This is a genomic window from Methylobacterium sp. Leaf361 (genome assembly GCF_001424445.1).
GTDB lineage: Bacteria > Pseudomonadota > Alphaproteobacteria > Rhizobiales > Beijerinckiaceae > Methylobacterium.
Window position 1 is genome coordinate 173,466 of the sequence record NZ_LMPY01000056.1, and the last position, 18,305, is coordinate 191,770.

15 protein-coding genes are annotated in these 18,305 nt (G+C 74.5%); 4 read left to right on the forward strand and 11 right to left on the reverse strand.

All coding sequences use genetic code 11. The features are described 5' to 3' along the window. Window positions 1–268: 268 nt before the first annotated feature. From ASG32_RS27605 to gltX, 4 genes are all read right to left on the reverse strand, one after another. Window positions 269–517 (reverse strand): hypothetical protein, encoded by a 249-nt coding sequence (locus ASG32_RS27605; RefSeq protein ID WP_020092265.1) that lies wholly within the window; start codon window positions 515–517, stop codon window positions 269–271. A gap of 73 nt (window positions 518–590) precedes the next feature. Continuing rightward, window positions 591–1,472, reverse strand: a complete 882-nt coding sequence (locus ASG32_RS27610; protein ID WP_056532592.1) for an AlkA N-terminal domain-containing protein — start codon at window positions 1,470–1,472, stop codon at window positions 591–593. A 68-nt stretch (window positions 1,473–1,540) separates the two neighbouring features. Next, on the reverse strand, window positions 1,541–2,830 hold the full coding sequence (gene gltA / locus ASG32_RS27615) for a citrate synthase (protein ID WP_020092267.1): 1,290 nt from the start codon (window positions 2,828–2,830) through the stop codon (window positions 1,541–1,543). Between the two features lie 289 nt (window positions 2,831–3,119). Then, the gene (gene gltX / locus ASG32_RS27620; RefSeq protein WP_056532595.1) at window positions 3,120–4,547 is read right to left on the reverse strand and encodes a glutamate--tRNA ligase; all 1,428 of its coding nucleotides are present in this window, start codon (window positions 4,545–4,547) and stop codon (window positions 3,120–3,122) included. Between the two features lie 193 nt (window positions 4,548–4,740). On the opposite strand from gltX, the gene ASG32_RS27625 reads away from it, so the two are divergent. After that, a complete protein-coding gene (locus ASG32_RS27625) occupies window positions 4,741–7,056 on the forward strand; it encodes a ComEC/Rec2 family competence protein (protein WP_056532598.1) in 2,316 nt (771 codons plus the stop codon). Here ASG32_RS27625 and lexA read toward each other — a convergent pair. After that, window positions 7,050–7,778, reverse strand: coding sequence for a transcriptional repressor LexA (lexA, locus tag ASG32_RS27630; RefSeq protein WP_056532601.1), 729 nt, complete (start codon window positions 7,776–7,778; stop codon window positions 7,050–7,052). The genes ASG32_RS27625 and lexA overlap by 7 nt on opposite strands. A gap of 250 nt (window positions 7,779–8,028) precedes the next feature. Between lexA and ASG32_RS27635 the strand changes: the two genes are divergently transcribed. Continuing rightward, the gene (locus tag ASG32_RS27635; protein WP_026604787.1) at window positions 8,029–8,478 is read left to right on the forward strand and encodes a hypothetical protein; all 450 of its coding nucleotides are present in this window, start codon (window positions 8,029–8,031) and stop codon (window positions 8,476–8,478) included. Window positions 8,479–8,496: 18 nt separating this feature from the next. On the opposite strand, the gene ASG32_RS27640 is transcribed toward ASG32_RS27635, so the two are convergent. Beyond that, the gene (locus ASG32_RS27640; RefSeq protein ID WP_020092272.1) at window positions 8,497–8,712 is read right to left on the reverse strand and encodes a hypothetical protein; all 216 of its coding nucleotides are present in this window, start codon (window positions 8,710–8,712) and stop codon (window positions 8,497–8,499) included. 342 nt (window positions 8,713–9,054) lie between these two features. Here ASG32_RS27640 and fae point away from each other — a divergent pair, with 342 nt between their 5' ends. Then, complete coding sequence (fae, locus tag ASG32_RS27645; RefSeq protein ID WP_020092273.1) at window positions 9,055–9,594, forward strand: formaldehyde-activating enzyme; 540 nt, start codon at window positions 9,055–9,057, stop codon at window positions 9,592–9,594. 39 nt (window positions 9,595–9,633) lie between these two features. Here fae and ASG32_RS27650 read toward each other — a convergent pair whose 3' ends face one another. The 4 genes from ASG32_RS27650 to ASG32_RS27665 all read right to left on the reverse strand — a co-directional run bounded on the left by ASG32_RS27650 (window position 9,634) and on the right by ASG32_RS27665 (window position 15,844). Continuing rightward, on the reverse strand, window positions 9,634–10,098 hold the full coding sequence (locus ASG32_RS27650; protein ID WP_056532603.1) for a hypothetical protein: 465 nt from the start codon (window positions 10,096–10,098) through the stop codon (window positions 9,634–9,636). Between the two features lie 67 nt (window positions 10,099–10,165). After that, window positions 10,166–13,450, reverse strand: coding sequence for an error-prone DNA polymerase (locus ASG32_RS27655; RefSeq protein ID WP_056532606.1), 3,285 nt, complete (start codon window positions 13,448–13,450; stop codon window positions 10,166–10,168). After that, window positions 13,447–15,132, reverse strand: a complete 1,686-nt coding sequence (locus ASG32_RS27660) for a DNA polymerase Y family protein (RefSeq protein WP_056532609.1) — start codon at window positions 15,130–15,132, stop codon at window positions 13,447–13,449. Before ASG32_RS27660 ends, ASG32_RS27655 begins: the two co-directional genes overlap by 4 nt. Beyond that, window positions 15,059–15,844 (reverse strand): hypothetical protein, encoded by a 786-nt coding sequence (locus tag ASG32_RS27665; RefSeq protein WP_056532612.1) that lies wholly within the window; start codon window positions 15,842–15,844, stop codon window positions 15,059–15,061. The genes ASG32_RS27660 and ASG32_RS27665 overlap by 74 nt, the downstream gene beginning before the upstream one ends. 225 nt (window positions 15,845–16,069) lie before the next feature. Here ASG32_RS27665 and ASG32_RS27670 point away from each other — a divergent pair, with 225 nt between their 5' ends. Further along, window positions 16,070–16,954 (forward strand): collagen-like protein, encoded by an 885-nt coding sequence (locus tag ASG32_RS27670; RefSeq protein WP_056532615.1) that lies wholly within the window; start codon window positions 16,070–16,072, stop codon window positions 16,952–16,954. A 10-nt stretch (window positions 16,955–16,964) separates the two neighbouring features. On the opposite strand, the gene ASG32_RS27675 is transcribed toward ASG32_RS27670, so the two are convergent. Continuing rightward, window positions 16,965–18,182, reverse strand: coding sequence for a TIGR03862 family flavoprotein (locus ASG32_RS27675; protein ID WP_056532618.1), 1,218 nt, complete (start codon window positions 18,180–18,182; stop codon window positions 16,965–16,967). Between the last annotated feature and the right edge of the window lie 123 nt (window positions 18,183–18,305).

Genomic DNA, 18,305 nt, shown 5'->3' on the forward strand with positions numbered 1-18,305 from the left:
AAGGATTCCCGACCCACCACCATATCCTGAGATGCCGGAGAGGAGTCGCCTCGGGGGAGACCTCCGGTCAGCCGCGCAATCCCTGGAGCCGCCTTCGAGGCGGCTCCGCCGCCCCTCGAGATGCGGGCGCGATTGGGAGTGTCTGGAACGGTCCCCGCGGTGCGGAGGCCCAGTCCTCAATGCGCCCGCTGGGCGAGCCAGAGCGCACCGAAGGCTAGCACGCCGCCGCCGATCGGAACCGCGAGCAGGAGTAGAAGCTGAGCTGTCGTCATGGGCGAAGGTTCCGCAATGCGCGCCTCACAGCCCAATGTATGGCGCCACTCATGATCCAGCAAACCACCATGGCGATGAGCACGGGCGCGAAGTGCGGACGATCCGACAGGGCAGTCGAGATGAACGGCGCGAAACCGCCGACGGCGAAGATCGCGACCGCGAGGCCGTTGGCGTAGGTGGCCGTGAACTTGATCCGCTCGTTCGCAACAAGCGTGTCGCGCGCTTCGCTGTCCGCTTCCGACATCGAACCTGAGCCCCCCGGCCGGCCGCAAGCTTAGCCGATATCGGCGATGCGGAACATGAACCTCTCGGTCGCCTCATCGCCCCGTCGCGGACGCTTCGTCCGCCGCCCAGAGGTGCTGCGCCGCGTAGGCGCGATACGGCCGCCACGCCTCGGCCCGGGCCAGGAGCGCCGCCGGGCTCGGACGCCCGGTGGCCCCCTCCAGCGCCCGCAGCAGCCCGACATCGCCCACCGGCAGGGCGTCCGGCAGCTTGAGCGCCCGCATGGCGATGTACTGCGCCGTCCAGGGACCGATCCCGCGGATCGCCGTGAAGCGCAGCACCGCGGCCTCGAGCGACTCCGCCGGGGCGAACAGGTCCGGATCGGCCAGCGCCGCCGCGGCCAGCGCCCGGATCGCCGCGCCGCGGGCCCGCGGCATGTTGAGCGCCAGGGCGACGTCCGCCTCGACCAGATCGGTCGGCGCGGGAAACACGTGGGTCAGACCGCCTGCCGGCTCCGCCAGCGGCGTCCCGAACGCCGCCACCAACCTGCCCGCGAGCCCGATCGCGGCCGCCACCGAGACCTGCTGGCCGAGGATCGCCCGGCAGCCGGTCTCGAACGGGTCCCAGGCCCCCGGCAGGCGCAGACCCGGCCGCGCCGCGACGAGCGGGGCCAGGACCGGGTCCCCGCCGAGGCAGGCCGCGACGGCGGCCGGATCGGCGTCGCAGTCGAACAGGCGGCGCAGGCGTCCCGCGACGGCCTCTTCGTGCCCCGCCTCGACGCCGCGCAGCGCGACGTGCAGGCAATCCGCGCCCGGTGCCACCGTCAGGAGCCCGTGCCGCCCCGCGACGCTGATCGTGCGCGCGTAGGAAGCCGCGGGATCCGTCGCCTCGACGCCCGGGATCGCCCGCTTGGCGAGGAACGCGCGGATCGCCGGCCAGTCGTAGGGCGGCCGGACGGGCAGGCGGCGTTCGATCACCTCCGCGAACGCGAAGGGCGGCCTCTCGGCCGCCCCGCTCGACGCTTCCCGGGGCAGGTGGTCCCGCCTCAGCCGCGCTGGTCCACGGCCACGTAGTCGCGCTGGGCCGGACCGACGTAGAGCTGGCGCGGACGGCCGATCTTCTGCGACGGGTCCTCGATCATCTCGGCCCACTGGGCGATCCAGCCGACGGTGCGGGCCACCGCGAACAGCACGGTGAACATGTCGGTGGGGAAGCCCATCGCCTTGAGGGTGATGCCCGAGTAGAAGTCGATGTTCGGGTAGAGCTTCTTCTCGATGAAGTACTCGTCCTTGAGCGCGATCTGCTCCAGCTCCATGGCGACGTGGAGCAGCGGGTCGTCGGTCTTGCCGAGCTCCTTGAGCACCTGGTGCGTGGTGTTCTGCATGATCCGCGCGCGCGGGTCGTAGTTCTTGTAGACGCGGTGGCCGAAGCCCATCAGGCGGAACGGGTCGTTCTTGTCCTTGGCCTTGGCGACGTACTTGCTGACATTCTCGGGGGTGCCGATCTCCATCAGCATCTTGAGGGCCGCCTCGTTGGCGCCGCCATGGGCCGGGCCCCACAGGCAGGCGATGCCGGCCGCGATGCAGGCGAAGGGGTTGGCGCCCGAGGAGCCGGCGAGCCGCACCGTCGAGGTCGAGGCGTTCTGCTCGTGGTCGGCGTGCAGGATGAAGATCTTGTCGAGTGCCCGGGCGAAGACCGGGTTCACCTCGTACTCCTCGCACGGCACCGCGTAGCACATGCGCAGGAAGTTCGACGTATAGTCGAGGTCGTTCTTCGGGTACACGAAGGGCTGGCCGATCGAGTACTTGTAGGCCATCGCGGCGAGCGTCGGCATCTTGGCGATCATGCGGATCGACGCGATCAGCCGCTGGCTCTCGTCCGTGATGTCGGTGGAATCGTGGTAGAAGGCTGAGAGCGCGCCCACCGAGGCGACCATCACGGCCATCGGGTGCGCGTCGCGGCGGAAGCCGGTGAAGAACCGGTTCATCTGGTCGTGCACCATGGTGTGGCGCGTGACCCGGTACTCGAAATCGGCCCGCTGGGCGGCGGTCGGCAGGGCGCCGAACAGCATCAGGTAGCAGGTCTCGAGGAAGTCGCCCTTCTCGGCGAGCTGCTCGATCGGGTAGCCGCGGTAGAGCAGCACGCCCTCGTCACCGTCGATGTAGGTGATCTTCGACTCGCACGAGGCCGTCGAGGTGAAGCCCGGGTCGAAGGTGAAGGCGCCGGTCTGGGCGTAGAGCTTGCCGATATCGATCACGTCCGGCCCGATCGTGCCGGTTTTCACCGGCAGTTCGATCGACTTGCCGTCCACGGTGATGGTGCTGGGTGCGCTCATGGATCGTGGACCCTTCTCTGGCGACGTGGCGGATGCCGGCCTCGGGCTGCCCGAGTCGGTCCCGGGGGCCTGAGCACACGCATTATGCTGCGGGTGCTCACAGCCATGGGTTACCCAAACGGCAGTGCAGCAGCAACGGGGTCGGTGACAACCCGCCCCCGTCGCCAAGCGAATTCCGCCAACCGATTTCCACCCAACGCAATCCGGGTCGGGGCCGGCAGTTCCCTGTCCGCTCCCGGTCCGCGCGCGGCGGTCCCAGCGCCGCCTCGTCCCCGCCTCGTCCCTGCCCTCAGCCCTGCGGCGCCTGATCCCCGAGGCGCGCCAGGCTTTCCTCCCGGCCGAGCACCGCCATCACGTCGAACAGGGGCGGGGAGGTGGTGCGGCCGGTGAGCGCCGCGCGCAGGGGTTGGGCCACCTGCCCGAGCTTGCAGCCGGCCGATTCCGCGTACTGCCGCACCGCGCCCTCGGTGGAGGTCGCGCTCCAGTCGGGCAGCGCCTCGAGCACCGGCCGCACCCCGGCGAGGCGGCCGCGCCCCTCGTCGGAGAGCAGGGCGCGGGCCTTGTCGTCGAGCGCCAGGGGCCGCTGGGCGTAGAGGTAGTAGGCGCTGTCGAGGAGCTCGATCAGCGTCTTGGCCCGCTCCTTCAGGCCCGGCATGGCCTGGACGAGCTTGTCCTTGAGATCGGGCCGCAGCGGCGCCGACAGGCCGCGCTCCGGCCCGACGTTGGGCAGGATGGTCTCGATCGCCGCGACGAGGTCGGAATCGGCGCTGGTGCGGATGTAGAGGCCGTTGAGGTTGGCGAGCTTGGCGAAGTCGAACCGCGCCGCGGAGCGTCCGACCGCGCCGAGGTCGAAGGCCGCGACCATCTCGTCGGTGGAGAAGACCTCCTGGTCGCCGTGGCTCCAGCCGAGCCGCACGAGGTAGTTGCGCAGGGCCGCCGGCAGGTAGCCGAGATCGCGGTAGGCCTCGACGCCGAGCGCGCCGTGGCGCTTCGAGAGCTTGGCCCCGTCCGCTCCGTGGATCAGCGGGATATGCGCCATCCTCGGGATGTCCCATCCGAGGGCCGAGAAGATCTGGCTCTGGCGCGCCGCGTTGGTGAGGTGGTCGTCGCCGCGGATGATCTGCGTGACGCCCATGTCGTGGTCGTCGACCACGACGGCGAGCATGTAGGTCGGCGTCCCGTCCGAGCGCAGCAGGACGAGGTCGTCGAGGTCCTTGTTGGCCCAGGTCACGCGGCCCTGGACGGCGTCCTCGACCACGGTCTCGCCCTCGGTCGGGGCGCGCAGGCGGATCACCGGCTTGACCCCGGCGGGGGCCTCGGACGGGTCGCGGTCGCGCCAGCGGCCGTCGTAGCGCGGGGCGCGCCCCTCCGCGCGGGCGGTCTCGCGCATCTGCGTGAGCTCCTCGGCGGTGGCGTAGCAGTGATAGGCGCGGCCCGCGGCCAGCAGCTCCTCGGCGACCGCGCGGTGGCGCTCGGCGCGGGCGAACTGGAAGACCACGTCGCCGTCCCAGTCGAGGCCGAGCCAGGAGAGGCCGTCGAGGATCGCGTCGATCGCCCCCTTGGTGGAGCGCTCGCGGTCGGTGTCCTCGATGCGCAGCAGCATCGTGCCGCCGGTGTGGCGGGCGTAGAGCCAGTTAAACAAGGCCGTGCGGGCCCCGCCGATATGCAGGTAACCCGTGGGCGAGGGGGCGAAGCGCGTGACGACGGCTGAGGACATCGGTCCGGTATGTTCCGGGGCTGGTCGCGGACGGGGCGCGACGGACGGCGAAGGGGCGGCGGAGCGGCGAGGGGCTCGACAGGGCGCCCGTAGCACGAAGAACCCGCTGTAGCACGGGCCGGCGGATGCGTTAAGAATCGCCCGCAGAATCGCCCGGCCCCGACGACAGGTCGCGCGGAGCGGGGCGGCGGCGATGCGGCGGATCGGCGCGAGGCGGGCGGACGGCGCGGTCGCGCTGATCGGCCCGCGCGCCCGAGCCCTTCCCGCCGCCCTCCTGGCCGCCCTCCCGGCGCTCCGCGACTGGGTCGTCGCCGGCCTCGCCCGCGAGGCCGAGCAGCGCCGGCTGTTCCCCTGGCTGGCGGTAGCCTTCGGCGGCGGGATCCTGGTCTACTTCGCGGCGGCCGACGGCGCGCCGAGCCTCGCCGCCCCCCTGATCGCGGCCGCCCTCGCGCTGGCGCCGGTCCCCGTCCTCGGCGCGCGGCCGGCGGCCCTGGCGGCGGCGCTCGCGGTGGCGGCCGCGTTCCTCGGCTTCGCGGCGGCGACCTGGCGGGTCTCGCAGGTCGCCGCACCGATCCTCACCCGCACCACGATCGGCCCGCTCGTCGGAACGGTCGAGGCCCTGGACGAGCGCGAGGTCGGCGCCCGGCTGGTGATCCGGGTGGAGAGCTTCGCCGGCCTCGCGCCGGAGGCGCGGCCCGCCCGGGTCCGGGTCTCGTTCCGGAAGGCGCCGATCCCGCGTCCCGGGGACGGCGTCGCCGCCACGGCCCGGCTGCTGCCGCCCCCGGAGGCGGCCCGGCCCGGCGGCTACGACTTCGCCCGGGACGCCTATTTCCAGGGGATCGGCGCGGTGGGCTCGCTGATCGGCACCGTCACCGTCCGGGAACCGTCCGGGCCGCCGCCGCTGGGCCTGCGGCTCGCCGCTGCGCTCGACGCGGCGCGCAACGGGCTCACGCGCCGGATCGCGGAGGCCGCCGGCGGCCAGGCGGGTGCGGTGGCGGCGGCCCTGGTGACGGGCAAGCGCGGCCTCATCGGGCCGGCCACCAACGACGCGCTCCGCGCCGCCGGCATCTACCACGTGGTGTCGATCTCGGGCCTCCACATGGTGCTGGCCGCCGGCGTGGTGTTCTGGCTGGTGCGGGCGCTCCTCGCCGCGGTGCCGCTGTGCGCGCTGCTCTGGCCGATCAAGAAGATCGCGGCCGGCTTCGCCATGGTCGGCGTCACCGCCTACTGCGCCTTCTCGGGCTGGGACATCGCGGCCGAGCGCTCGCTGATCATGACCCTGATCATGCTCGGCGCGATCCTGGTGGACCGGCCGGCCCTGTCGATGCGCAACCTCGCCCTCGCGGCGCTGATCGCGCTCGCCCGCGAGCCGGAGGGCCTGCTCGGCCCGAGCTTCCAGATGTCCTTCGGCGCCGTGGCCGGGCTGATCGCCTGCGCGCGGCTGATCGACGGGCGGCTGCTCGTGCGCCCCGGGGCCGGGCGGATCGGGCGGCTCGTCGGGACCGGCCTGTCGGCGATCACCGGGACCCTGGCCACGACCCTGGTGGCGCAGGTCGCGACGGCCCCCTTCGCCACCTACCACTTCCAGACGGTCCAGCCCTTCGGCCTCGTCGGCAACGCCCTGACCCTGCCGCTCGTCTCCCTGGTGGTGATGCCCGCCGCGGTGATCGGCTGCCTCGCCTATCCCTTCGCCCTCGACCGGCCTGTCTGGTGGCTGATGGGGCAGGCGGTGGCCGGGATGCTGGCGATCTCGGACTGGATCGCCGGGTTCGAGCGGGCGGTCCTGGTGCTGCCGGCCTTCGGCGCCGGGGCGCTGGCCCTGCTGACCGCCGGCCTGCTGCTGGGGACGCTGCCGGCCTCGCGCCTGCGCTGGCTCGCCGTGCCGCCGGTCCTGCTCGGGCTCGTCCTCGCGGCCCGGCCCAACCACTACGACCTCTACGTCGACCGGCAGGGCGCGGGGGCTGCGGTGCGGGGCCCGGACGGGCGGCTCGCGGCCCTCGGCAGCCCTTCGGGCTTCGTCCTCGAGCAGTGGCTGAAGGCGGACGGCGACGGGCGGCGGCCCGCGGCGCTGATCGTCCGGTCGGGCAGCGGGCGCTGCGACCGGCTCGGCTGCACCGCCCGGCTGCCGGACGGGCGGGCGGTCGCCCTGGTCCGGGACCGGCGGGCCTTCCCGGAGGATTGCGCCCGCGCCGCGGTGCTGATCACGGGCCTCGCGGCGCCGCCCACCTGCACGGGGCCGCTGGTGATCGACCGGCGCGTCCTCGCCGCCCGCGGGGCCGTGGCCCTCCGGACCGACGGCGACGGCTTCGCCGCGCGCTACGCCCGGGACGACGCCCGCGCCGTGCCCTGGCGGCCGGCCGCCGGGCACGGGCCGGGACCGCCGCGGCCGGTCACCGCGGAGCCGGGCGACCGCCCCGCGGAGGACGGGATCGCCGCGACGCCGGAGGCCGACGCCGCGCCGGGCGGAGACCTCGCCCCCGGCGACGCGCCGGCCGAGCCGCTTCAGTAGCGGCGGACGAGGCTCACGAGGCGGCCCTGGATCCGGACCCGGTCGGGCCCGAGCACGCGGGTCTCGTAGGCCGGGTTGGCGGCCTCGAGGGCGATCGACGAGCCGCGGCGGCGCAGGCGCTTGAGCGTCGCCTCCTCGTCGTCGATCAGCGCCACGATGATGTCGCCGGTATTGGCCGTCTCCTGCTTGCGGATGACCACGAGGTCGCCGTCCAGGATGCCCGCCTCGACCATCGAGTCGCCGCGCACCTCGAGGGCGTAGTGCTCGCCGCCGGCCACGAAGTCCGGCGACAGGGTGATGGCGTGGCTCTGGTTCTGGATCGCCGAGACGGGCGTACCGGCCGCGATCCGGCCCATGACCGGGATCGAGATGGCGCGGCCGGACTCGTCGATCATCCGCGTGCTCGCCGGGGCCGGCGGCGGCTTGGACTTACCGCCCTCGACCACGCTCGGCGTGAAGCGGCGCGGCTCGGCGGGGGCCTGAGTCGCCGGAGCGGCCTGGGTCAGGCTCTCGGGGATCCGGATCACCTCGATGGCGCGCGCCCGATTCGGGAGGCGCCGGAGGAAGCCGCGCTCCTCGAGTGCCGTGATCAGCCGGTGGATGCCGGATTTCGACTTGAGATCGAGGGCATCCTTCATCTCGTCGAACGACGGCGGGACACCGCATTCCTGCATCCGGCTCTGGATGAATCGCAGGAGGTCCAGCTGCTTGCGCGTGAGCATCGACGGGGGACTCGCGGCTTGGCGGACCGCCACGTGACGGTCTCCGAAACAAATCACGAACAGGTTAAACGTTCCGCAAGTGTTCCGCAAGAGCGGCACCGCTCGGCCCGGCGCGCCGCGGGCGCGCCCGCGGGAGAAGGTCGAGAAACGCATTGACGGCGCAAGCGGAGCCGTTTCAATGCATCGCGGCGCCCCGCCGGGAAGGCGGCGGATCCGGGGTGCGGGCTGGGACCCTCTTGGAATGACGAGGATGCGACGACCCGCAGCTCTGCTGCCCCTCGGCCTCGCCGCCCTCGGCCTCGCCGGCTGCACCACCGGATTCTCCTACATCTCGCGGAACTACGTGGCGCTCACTCCCCAGGTCGTCACGATCGGCTGCAAGGAGCCCTACGAGGTCTACGACAACCGGCAGCTGCGCCGGATGCTGATCGTGTCCAACGCCCTGCGCGAGTATACCGGCTGCAACCTGAGCGAGGTCCGGATCGATCCGGAGCCGGGCGCCACCCGGGTGAAGCGCTTCCGCACCGCCGCCCGGGCCTATCTCGACGAGACCGTGCGCGAGGATTGCCGGATCACCGGCGAGACCGTGTTCGATCCGCTGAAGACCGAGTTCGCCTACGCCTGCGACGCGCCGATCGAGAAGCGCGGCACCGTGGTCCCCCGCCTGCCGGGCCGCAATCCGGGCCTCGGCGTGCGCTGACCGGCCGGCGGCGCGTCCTCAGGCGCCCGGCTTCGGGAAGGTCCGCTCCGCGGCGTCGCCGGCGGCGGCCAGCAGGGCGCGGGCGAAGGCCCGGGCCTCCGTCCGGTCGAGCACGATCGCGGCGGTGACCGGCGCACCGCCGAGGTCGGCGAGGGCGAGTTCCAGGCGCACCCCGTCGGGCACGGCGCTCGCCTGAAGGCTCCAGCCGGAGCCCCGGTCCGTGCTCTCCGCCATCGTGTTCCTCCCGCATGCCCGGCACGGCGCCGCGCGCCCACCGGAACGGCCAGGCCCGGGACCGCTCCCGGAGCCGCGCTCCGATCTTCCCTGCCTCGCCTGTCCGCGTTCCTCAAGGCCACAGGCCGCGTTCCTCAAGGCCACAGGCCGCGCGGGGGTGGAGATGCGCGCCGTCGCGGATGCCGGCGGCCGCATCGCGGCGATACGGGGCGGCACGGGGCTGCGCCCGCGCCGCGGCGCGGGCGAGGGCAGGGGCGGCCGGGATGGGGGCCGGCCTCGGGGCGATTGACGCGAGGCCGCCGATGATGTCTCCCGCGGGCTCCGATCAGGTGGAGTTCGAACATGCAAGAGATCTGGTTCCGCACGGGCGAGGCCACGGTGCTGGCGGCCGAGGGCCAGTACACCGACGCCATGCCGGAGGTGCTGATCGGCTCGGTGCGCGGCCCGGTCGGTCAGGCCTTCGCGTCGATGATGGGGCAGGTCCAGGGCCACACGCGGATGTTCGTGGTGCGCGACCTCAACCAGCTCGTGCGCCCGGCCACGATGATGACCACCAAGGTCACGATCCACACGGCCGAGTATGCCGAGCTCCTCGGCGGCGTGGTCCAGGCCGCCACCGGCGACGCGATCGTGGACTGCATCATCGAGGGCATCCTGCCGAAGGACGGGCTCGACGAGCTGTGCATGATCATCATGATCTGGCTCGATCAGCGCTGCGCCGAGGACGACAACCTCGACCAGAAGGACCTCTACCGGACCAACTACGAGGCCACGAAACTCGCCATCGCCCGCGCCCTCAAGGGCGAGCCGACGGTCGACGAGCTGATCGCCAACCGGAAGACCGTGAAGCACTACGCGCTCGACGGCGTGATCGAGTACTGAGCGGGCCCAGGCCACGCATCCTGCCGGCTCAGGTCCGCCTCAGCCCGGCGGGATGCGCCCCACCGAGCAGAGGGTCCGCATCGCGCTGCTGCCCGGGTCGGTGTAGCAGGAGGCCGACCAGCCGTTCTGCTGGATGAACGACTTGCGCCGCTCCGCCAGCGCGGTCCGGTAGGCGGTGGCGATGATCGGCTCGACGGTCGCGGCCGGTTGGCCGACGAGGATCTCGGAGGCCACCGACAGGTCGCGGAAGAAGGTCGCCGAGGGACTCGGCTCGGCGGAGGTCGCCTGCACGATCGGCTCGGCCCGGCAGGTCACGTCGAACTTGATCGGGCCGGCCACGCGGATGTCGATGCTGGGGCCGGCGCGCTTGCCGACCCGGCCGCCGATCGCGTCGGCGATCTGGCGGGTGAGGTCGTCGCAGCTGTCGGCCCGGGCGGCCTCCGCCAGGAGGGGCAGGGCCGCGCAGGCGGCGAGGAGGAGGCGCGGGACGGCGAAGCTCGACATCGCCGCACTCTACGCGCGGCGCAGGGCCTGTCGAGGGGCTGGTCGAGGGCCGCTCGAAGGGCCGGCCTCAGTGGAAATCCCGGCTGGGGAACACGCGCCGGTCCGGGGGCACGCCGAAATCCGTGTTCTCGGGCGGCAGCTTCATGCCGGCCTCGCGCAGATCGCGCAGGGCGGCGGTGAGGTCGCGAAACCCCTCCGCCACGAGGTGGACCACCCCGTCCGCCCGCTGGATCCGGCCGCGCACGGCGAGGAACCGCGCCTGCATGGCGATCCGGCGGTTCGCCTCGAACACGGTCTTCCAGACGATCACGTTGGCAATACCGGTCTCGTCCTCCAGCGTCAGGAAGACCACGCCCTTGGCGGTGCCGGGCCGCTGGCGGATCAGCACGAGCCCCGCCACCGTGACCCGCGCCCCCTGGGGCAGCGCCGGATCGAGATGGGCCCGGGCCGGGATCGCGCCGATCCGGGCGAGCCGCCCCCGGAAGAACGCGACCGGGTGCCCCTGGAGCGACAGGCCGGTGGCGGCGTAATCCTCGGCCACGGTCTCGGACGGGGCCAGGGGCTGAAGGTCCACCGCCGGCTCGTGCCGGAACAGGCCGTCATCGGCGTGCCACGCGAAGAGCGGCAGGGGTGCGTCGAGGAGATGGGCGCGGCGCTCGCTCGCATCGGCCTTGGCGGCCTTGCGGGATGACGTCCCCTCCAGGGTGCGGACCATCCACAGGGCGGCGCGCCGGTCGAGGCCGAGCGAGCGGAACGCGTCCGCCTCGGCCAGCCGCTCCAGGGCGTTGCGGGGCAGGGCGAGGGACGCCTGCAGGCCCTCAATGCTGGCGTAGCCGTTGGCGCGCAGCCGCACGAGCCGGCGCATCGCGGCCTCGGGCAGGCCGCGCACGACGCGCAGACCGATCCGCACGGCGTGCAGCGCCGGATCCCCGGCCGGCTCCAGGGTGCAGTCCCAGTCGCTGGCGTTGACGCAGACGCCCCGGACCTCGACCCCGTGGGCCCGGGCGTCGCGCACCAGCTGGGCCGGCTGGTAGAAGCCCATGGGCTGGGCGTTGAGGATCGCGGCCAGGAAGACGTCGGGGTGCCGGCACTTCATCCAGGCCGAGGCGTAGACGAGGAGCGCGAAGCTCGCCGCGTGGCTCTCCGGGAAGCCGTAGGTCGAGAAGCCGCGGATCTGCGCGAAGCAGCGCTCGGCGAAGTCCTGCGGGTAGCCCCGGCGGGTCATGCCGCCCACGAACTTCTCCGCGAAGCCGCCGATCGACCCGACGTGGCGGAAGGTCGCCATCGCCCGGCGCAGCCCATCGGCCTCGGCCGGGGTGAAGCCCGCCGCCGTGATGGCGATCTGCATGGCGTGCTCCTGGAACAGCGGCACGCCGTAGGTCTTCTGCAGGACCTCCTTCAGCTCGTCCGCCGGGCCGTGATCCGGGTGCGGGGCCGGGTACTCGACCGGGTCGATCCCGGAGCGTCGCCGCAGGTAGGGATGGACCATGTCACCCTGGATCGGGCCGGGGCGCACGATCGCGACCTGCACCACGAGGTCGTAGAACTCCCTGGGCTTCAGGCGTGGCAGCATCGACATCTGCGCCCGGCTCTCGACCTGGAACACGCCGACGGAATCGGCCTTCGTCAGCATCGCGTAGGTCGCGGGATCGTCCTGCGGCAGGTCGGCCAGCGTCTCGTAGAAGGTGCCGTGATCCTTCTCCAGGAAATCGAGGCCGCGCTTGAGGCAGGTCAGCATGCCGAGCGCCAGCACGTCGACCTTCATCAGGCCGATCGCGTCGATGTCGTCCTTGTCCCACTCGATGAAGGTGCGGTCCGCCATGGCGCCGTTGCCCACCGGCACGGTCTCGTCGAGGCGGCCGCGGGTCAGCACGAAGCCGCCGACATGCTGCGACAGGTGGCGGGGGAAGCCGATCAGCTGGTGGGCGAGGTCGAGCGCCTGCCGGATCGCCGGGTTCTCCGGGTCGAGCCCGGCCTCGCGCACGTGCTGGTCCGGCATGCCGGTGCCCCAGGAGCCCCAGACCGTGTCGGCGATCGCCGCGGTCACGTCCTCGGTCAGGCCCAGGACCTTGCCGACCTCGCGGATCGCCATGCGAGGCCGGTAGTGGATCACCGTGGCGCAGAGGGCGGCCCGCTCCCGGCCGTAGCGGGCGTAGAGGTGCTGGATCACCTCCTCGCGGCGCTCGTGCTCGAAGTCGACGTCGATGTCGGGGGGCTCGCCGCGGTTCTCCGAGATGAAGCGGGCGAAGAGCAGCCGGTGCTTCGACGGGTCCACCGCGGTGATGCCGAGGCAGAAGCACACGGCGGAATTGGCCGCCGAGCCGCGGCCCTGGCACAGGATGCCCCGGCCGCGGGCGAACTCGACCACGTCGAACAGGGTCAGGAAGTAGCGGGCGTATTTCATCTTGGCGATGAGCCGCAGCTCCTCGCGCAGCGTCGCCGCGACGCCGTCCGGGACCTCGCCGCCGTAGCGCCAGCGCGCCCGCTCCCAGGTCTTCTCCTCCAGGTATTCCTGCGGCGTGCGCCCGGGGGGCACCGGCTCGTCCGGGTACTCGTAGTGCAGCTGCGACAGGCTGAACTCGCAGGCCTGCGCGATCTCGACGGTGCGGGCGAGCGCCTCCGGGTGGTCGGCGAACAGCCGCGCCATCTCGGCGGCGGGCTTCAGGTGGCGCTCGGCATTGGCCTCCAGCCGGTAGCCGGCGTCCTCGATCCGGCAGCCTTGGCGGATGCAGGTGACCACGTCCTGCAGCGGGCGTCGCTCGGGATGGTGGTAGAGCGCGTCCGAGACCGCGACCATCGGGGCGCCGGAGGCCGCGCCCAGCTCGGCGAGCAGCCCGAGGCGCCGCCGCTCGTCGCCGCGGCGCGTGTGGCTCGCACCCAGGAAGGTCCGGCCCGGGGCGGCGGCGGCCAGCGCCTCCAGCCGCGCCCGGAACCCCTCCGGCAGGCGCCGGGCCGGCGGCATCGCGATGAACATCTGCCCCTCGGCGGCCTCCACCATCTCGGCGAAGGAGAAGCGGCACGCGCCCTTGCGGACGCGCCGGTTGCCCAGGGTGAGCAGCCGGCAGAGGCGCCCCCAGGCGCCCCGGTCCATCGGGTAGGTGACGGCCTCGAACCCCTCCTCGGTGACGAGGCGCACCCCCGGCAGGATCCGGATCGGTGTGCCTTCCTGGTCGAGCGCCAGCGCCGCCGCGTGCGCCCGGACCACGCCGGCCACGGTGTTGCGGTCGGCGATGCCGATGGCCGCGAGGCCGTAGGACGCCGCCTGCACGACGAAGTCCTGCGGATGGGAGGCGCCGTGCAGGAAGGAGAAGTTCGTGGTGACGGCGAGCTCGGCGTAGGCGGGGCCGCTCACGCGAAGAGCCCGTGGACGTACCACGCGGCCGGGCGATCAGGGGCGTGCGGGCCGTCGCGGTAGAGCCAGAGCCGGTGCCCGGCCTCGCACTCGATGCGGTAGTAATCGCGATCCGCGCCGGGCGCGCGCCACCATTCGGCGGCGATCCGCTCCGGCCCCTCGGCATGGGCGACGCGGTGGATCCGGGCGCGCCAGCGGAAGCGCCGGGGCGGCCCCTCCGGGACGGTCGAGAGCACGTCGAGGGCGGCCTCGCCGCGGGGGAAGATCACCAGGGGGCGGGGCGGGAGGTGGTCGGGCCAGGGGGACGCGCCGGTGCGCGCCTCCTCTTCCGCCGCTGGGCCGGAAGGCTCAGCCATCACGGTTGAACGCCGACGCTGAAGGAGCGCATCCGGCCCACTCTGCCGTTCGGGAGCGGGGGGCGGGAGAGGCGCCCGTAGCCGGCCGACGCCTCGATCGGTCGACGGTCCGTGCCCCATTCCGGCAACCCAGACCCGGTCCCGGTCGGCCCGCTCCGGCAGGTGGCTCGCCCGCGGCTCGAGCCGCAGGAGCGCCCGCCCGAGGCGCTGCGCCAGGGCGTCGGCCAGGAACCCGATCCCGTCGCCCGGGTCCGCCGCGCCGAGATCCGTCTGGCGGGCCGGCATGGGGCCGGTCACCGTCACGGCGAGCGCCACCGTCTCGAAGCCGAAGCCGGCGTCGAGGGCGGGGCCCAGCCGGTCGAGGCGCAGGGCGACGAGGGCCGCGACCCGCTCAGGATCGCGCTCGGGGCGGGACAGGCCGAGATCGATCACCCGCAGGGCGCCGTCGACCCGGTGCAGGCCGAGGCGCAGGGCGCAGGCGCCGAGCCCGTCCCGCTCCAGCCGCGGCGCGGTCTCCGCCATCAGGTCCCGGGCGGTCCGGACGATGTCCGACTGCCGCCCGATCGGGTCGAGGAAGCCGCGGGCGGCGGCGTAGGCGGCCGCCTCCGTCAGGGGCGCCAGCGGCTCGGGCCGGCGGCCCAGGGCCTGGTCGAGGCGCAGCAGCAGCGCCGCGCCGAAGCGGCGGGCGAGGGGCCCCCGGGGCAGGGCGTCGAGCTCGCCGATCCGGCGCAGGCCGAGCCGCTTCAGGCCCGCGACCGTGCCGGGATCGAGGCGCAGGGCGTCCACCGGGAGGGCCCGCAGGGCCTGCGAGGCCCCGCCCGGCGGCACCACGACCGGATCGGGCCCGCCCTGCCGCGCCAGCGCGAAGGCGGCGCCGGGCGTGTCGGCCAGCGCGATCCCCGCCGGTACGCGGCTCCGCGCGAGCCGGGCGGCCAGGTCCGCGACGAGGTTCGCCTCGCCGCCGCGCAGGTGGCTCGCGCCGGCGACGTCGATGTAGAGCCCGTCCGCCGCCTCGCCCGGCCCGAACGGCGCCACGTGGGGCGCGTAGCCGCTCGCCCAGCGGCAGAGCCGCAGCAGGGCGTCCCGGTCGGCCTCCGGGTCGGCCGGGTAGACCTGGAGCGGCACGCCGATCCGCGCCCGGACCCGGCCGAGGGGCTCGCCGACCCGGAGGCCGAGGGCGCGGGCCTCCGGGTCGAGGGCCACGAGCCGCAGGCCGCCGGACCCCTCGGCCGCCACCGCGAGGGGGCCGCGCTCAGGCGCGAGACCGGCCCGCCGCAGCCGCGTCACCGGCCAGTGGCTCAGGCAGATGCAGACGATGCGCGGCATGGTCCCACTCCAGAAGCCAGTCGCCGCCCCGCCCGTTGCGGCAGCGCTCGAGCCGCGCCCGCCAGCGCGGCCTGTCCAGGGTCCCGAACCGGTCCCGCGCCGCCGGGGCGGCGGCGATCCGCCAGCGCGTGGCGGCCCCGTTGGGCAGACCGGCCGGCGCCGGCCGCAGGATCAGCAGCAGCGGCGGCGCCGGCCCTTCCGCGGCGAGCTGCAGGCGCCGGCCCGGCTTCAGCGGCAGCCCGTCCCGCAGGAGGCCGATCAGGGCCGTGAGCGCCCGCGCGTGCAGGGCCGCCTCCAGGGCGCGGAACACCTCCGCGTCGCTGCCGGCTTCCAGCAGCAGCAGGCGGCCGGGGTCGAGGCCGAGGCCGGCGAGGCCGTGCCCGTAGGGCAGGGGCTCGCCGGGCGCGGCGGCGATCAGCGCTTCCCCCGGCTCCCGGGCGAGCTGGCGGGCGCAGAGCGCCAGGGCGAAGCCCAGGGCCGCGATCGCGTCCGCGGGCTCGGCCGGCGCGATCTCGTGGGGCGGCCCGAGGGCGAGACCGCCGCCGGGCAGGTGCGCGTCGAGATCCGGAACGCCCAGCGGCAGGACCGGGGCCGGATCCCGGCCGCGATCCGGCGGCGCGAGGCGCGCCCGCAGGACCGCCAGCCGGGCCCGGGGATCGCCCCGCGCGATCGCCGCCTCGGTCTCGTCGGCAGGGTCCAGCTCCATCTCCATCGGCTCCGGTCATGCTGGACGATAGGAACATAACAGGAACATGCACAAACGGTTTCCGCGGGGTCCCGGAATCGCGCGTGGCGGCAGCGGCTTGGCCTGTGGACGGCTGTGGACGCCTGTGGAATCGGCCGCCCCCGCGGCGTCCGAGGTCGCGGTTGACCGCAATCGCAGGGCGAGACCAATGTCCGGACGCCGCGCGCGTGACGCGGCCGAACCGGACCGCGCATGCGCTCAGCCCTCAGCTCAGCCCTCACCCTGACGCTCCTGCTCGCCCTGCCGGGCGCGGCGCTCGGCCAGCAGGCGGATCCGCCGGGTGCCGCCGCCCCGGATCCGGCCGCGTCCGCCCCCGCGACGGGGCGGGCGCGCCCGGCCCGTCCGCGGGTCCGCCACGCGCAGGCCCCGAGCCAGCCGATCATGGTCTACGACGCGCGGATCGAGGCCGGCGACCTGAGGATCTCGGGCTCCGTGCGCAAGCCCGGCGCGATCGTGGTGCTGGACGACGACATCTCGATCCAGGCCGACCGGCGCGGCCGGTTCACCTTCCGGCTGCCCTACCGGCCCTCGACCTGCGTGGTGACGCTGAAGGCGGAGCCGGACGAGCGCGAGGCGGTCGTGGCGAACTGCGCGCCCGAGGGTCCGCCCGGACCGCCCGGTCCCCAGGGTGCGGCGGGACCGCCCGGCGAGACAGGGGCCAAGGGCGAGACCGGCCCCAAGGGGGATCAGGGTCTCAAGGGGGATCAGGGCCTCAAGGGCGATACGGGTCCCCAGGGCGAGCCCGGCCCGAAGGGGGAGCCCGGTGCCACGGGCGCGGCCGGCCCACAGGGCGCACCGGGCCCGAAGGGCGACACGGGAGCCTCGGGCCCGCCGGGCGCACCGGGCTCGCGGGGGCCGATCGGGCCGCAGGGCGGCCCGGGCCCGAAGGGCGAGGCCGCCAGCCTGCGGCCCGTGCGCAAGTCCGACTGCCCGGGAGGCTGCGCGATCACCTGCGGGACCGGAGAGATGCTGGTCACGGCCCACTGCCTCAAGGGCGGCGCGCCGACCTACGACGGGGAGGGCGCCAGCTGCCCGGCGGAGGCGACCGGCATCGTCGGGTTCTGCACGCGGCCGTGAGCCGGGCGGGTCAGCCGCCGGTCTCGCGCAGCCAGTCGAGCATCCCGGCGGCGGCCGACCGGCCGCCCGCGAAGGCGCCCTGGAGGAGGTAGCCGCCGGTCGGCGCCTCCCAGTCGAGCATCTCGCCGGCCAGGAACAGGCCGGGATGGGCGCGCAGCATGGACCGCCCGTCCAGCGCGTCGAGCCGGACGCCGCCCGCCGTCGAGATCGCCCGCTCGATCGGCGCGGAGGCGGTGAGGGTGACGGGCGCCGCCTTGATCAGCCCGGCGAGGGCCCCGGGCTCCGCCGGGAGGGCGGCGCCGGCCGCCTCGCGCAGCAGCCCCGCCGCCGCGGGCGCGAGGCCCGCGGCCTTGCGCAGCCGGGTCGCGGCCGAGTCGCCCGGCCGGGCGCCGGACAGGCGGCGGGCGAGGGCGTCCCGGGTCAGGTCCGGGCGGAGATCCACGACGAGCCGCGCGCTGCCCCCGGCCGCGATCGCCTCGCGCAGGACGCGCGAGAGGGCGTAGACCGCCCCGCCCTCGAGGCCTGCCTCGGTGATCACGGCCTCGCCCCGCATTGTGGTGCCCGCGCAGGTGAGCGCCACCCGCTTCAGCGGCGCGCCGGAGAACCGCTCCCGGAACAGGTCGGACCACGCCGCCGCGAAGCCGGCATTGGCCGGACGCAGGGGCGACACCGCCACGCCGAGCCCCTCGAGGAGCGGCACCCAGCGCCCGTCCGAGCCGAGGCGCGGCCAGCTCGCCCCGCCCAGCGCCAGCAGGGTGGCGCGCGGCCGGATGTCCAGGGGACCGTCCGGGGTCTCGAAGCGCAGGCCCCCGGCGATCCCCGTGAGCCGGTGGCGGGTCCGGATCCGGACGCCGAGGCGGTCGAGCCGCGCCAGCCACGCCCGCAGCAGGGGCGAGGCCTTGAAGCTGCGCGGGAAGACGCGCCCGCTCGAGCCGACGAAGGTCGGCTCGCCGAGATCCGCGCACCACGCCCTGAGCGCGTCGGGCGGGAAGGCCGCGATGGCCGCGTCGAGGGCGCCGCGCGGATGGTAGCGGGCGAGGAACTCGGCCCGCGCCTCGCCGTGGGTGATGTTGAGGCCGCCGCGCCCGGCGATCAGCAGCTTGCGGGCGACCGACGGCATGCGCTCGTAGACCGTGACCGCGCGGCCGGCCTCGCCCAGCACCTCGGCCGCGGCGAGCCCGGCGGGCCCCCCGCCCACGATGGCGATTGCGTCCCTGTCATCCGGCATGGGGCGGGAGAGCGACAGCCCGGCCCCCTCTGTCAAGGGCGAAGGTCGGATCGGCGCCGGGCGCCATGGGCCGGCCTCCGGCGTTGCGCTAGGAAACGGACACGCCCGAACGCACGTTCTTCC

Bases quoted from the DNA above. Each gene is read 5' to 3' on its own strand.
- ASG32_RS27640 (WP_020092272.1), bottom strand. From the start codon at position 8,712: ATGGCGGAGAGCACGGACCGGGGCTCCGGCTGGAGCCTTCAGGCGAGC.
- lexA (WP_056532601.1), bottom strand. From the start codon at position 7,778: ATGCTCACGCGCAAGCAGCTGGACCTCCTGCGATTCATCCAGAGCCGG.
- ASG32_RS27665 (WP_056532612.1), bottom strand. From the start codon at position 15,844: ATGGAGATGGAGCTGGACCCTGCCGACGAGACCGAGGCGGCGATCGCG.
- ASG32_RS27605 (WP_020092265.1), bottom strand. From the start codon at position 517: ATGTCGGAAGCGGACAGCGAAGCGCGCGACACGCTTGTTGCGAACGAG.
- gltA (WP_020092267.1), bottom strand. From the start codon at position 2,830: ATGAGCGCACCCAGCACCATCACCGTGGACGGCAAGTCGATCGAACTG.
- ASG32_RS27670 (WP_056532615.1), top strand. From the start codon at position 16,070: ATGCGCTCAGCCCTCAGCTCAGCCCTCACCCTGACGCTCCTGCTCGCC.
- gltX (WP_056532595.1), bottom strand. From the start codon at position 4,547: ATGTCCTCAGCCGTCGTCACGCGCTTCGCCCCCTCGCCCACGGGTTAC.
- ASG32_RS27660 (WP_056532609.1), bottom strand. From the start codon at position 15,132: ATGCCGCGCATCGTCTGCATCTGCCTGAGCCACTGGCCGGTGACGCGG.
- fae (WP_020092273.1), top strand. From the start codon at position 9,055: ATGCAAGAGATCTGGTTCCGCACGGGCGAGGCCACGGTGCTGGCGGCC.
- ASG32_RS27625 (WP_056532598.1), top strand. From the start codon at position 4,741: ATGCGGCGGATCGGCGCGAGGCGGGCGGACGGCGCGGTCGCGCTGATC.
- ASG32_RS27675 (WP_056532618.1), bottom strand. From the start codon at position 18,182: ATGCCGGATGACAGGGACGCAATCGCCATCGTGGGCGGGGGGCCCGCC.
- ASG32_RS27650 (WP_056532603.1), bottom strand. From the start codon at position 10,098: ATGTCGAGCTTCGCCGTCCCGCGCCTCCTCCTCGCCGCCTGCGCGGCC.
- ASG32_RS27635 (WP_026604787.1), top strand. From the start codon at position 8,029: ATGCGACGACCCGCAGCTCTGCTGCCCCTCGGCCTCGCCGCCCTCGGC.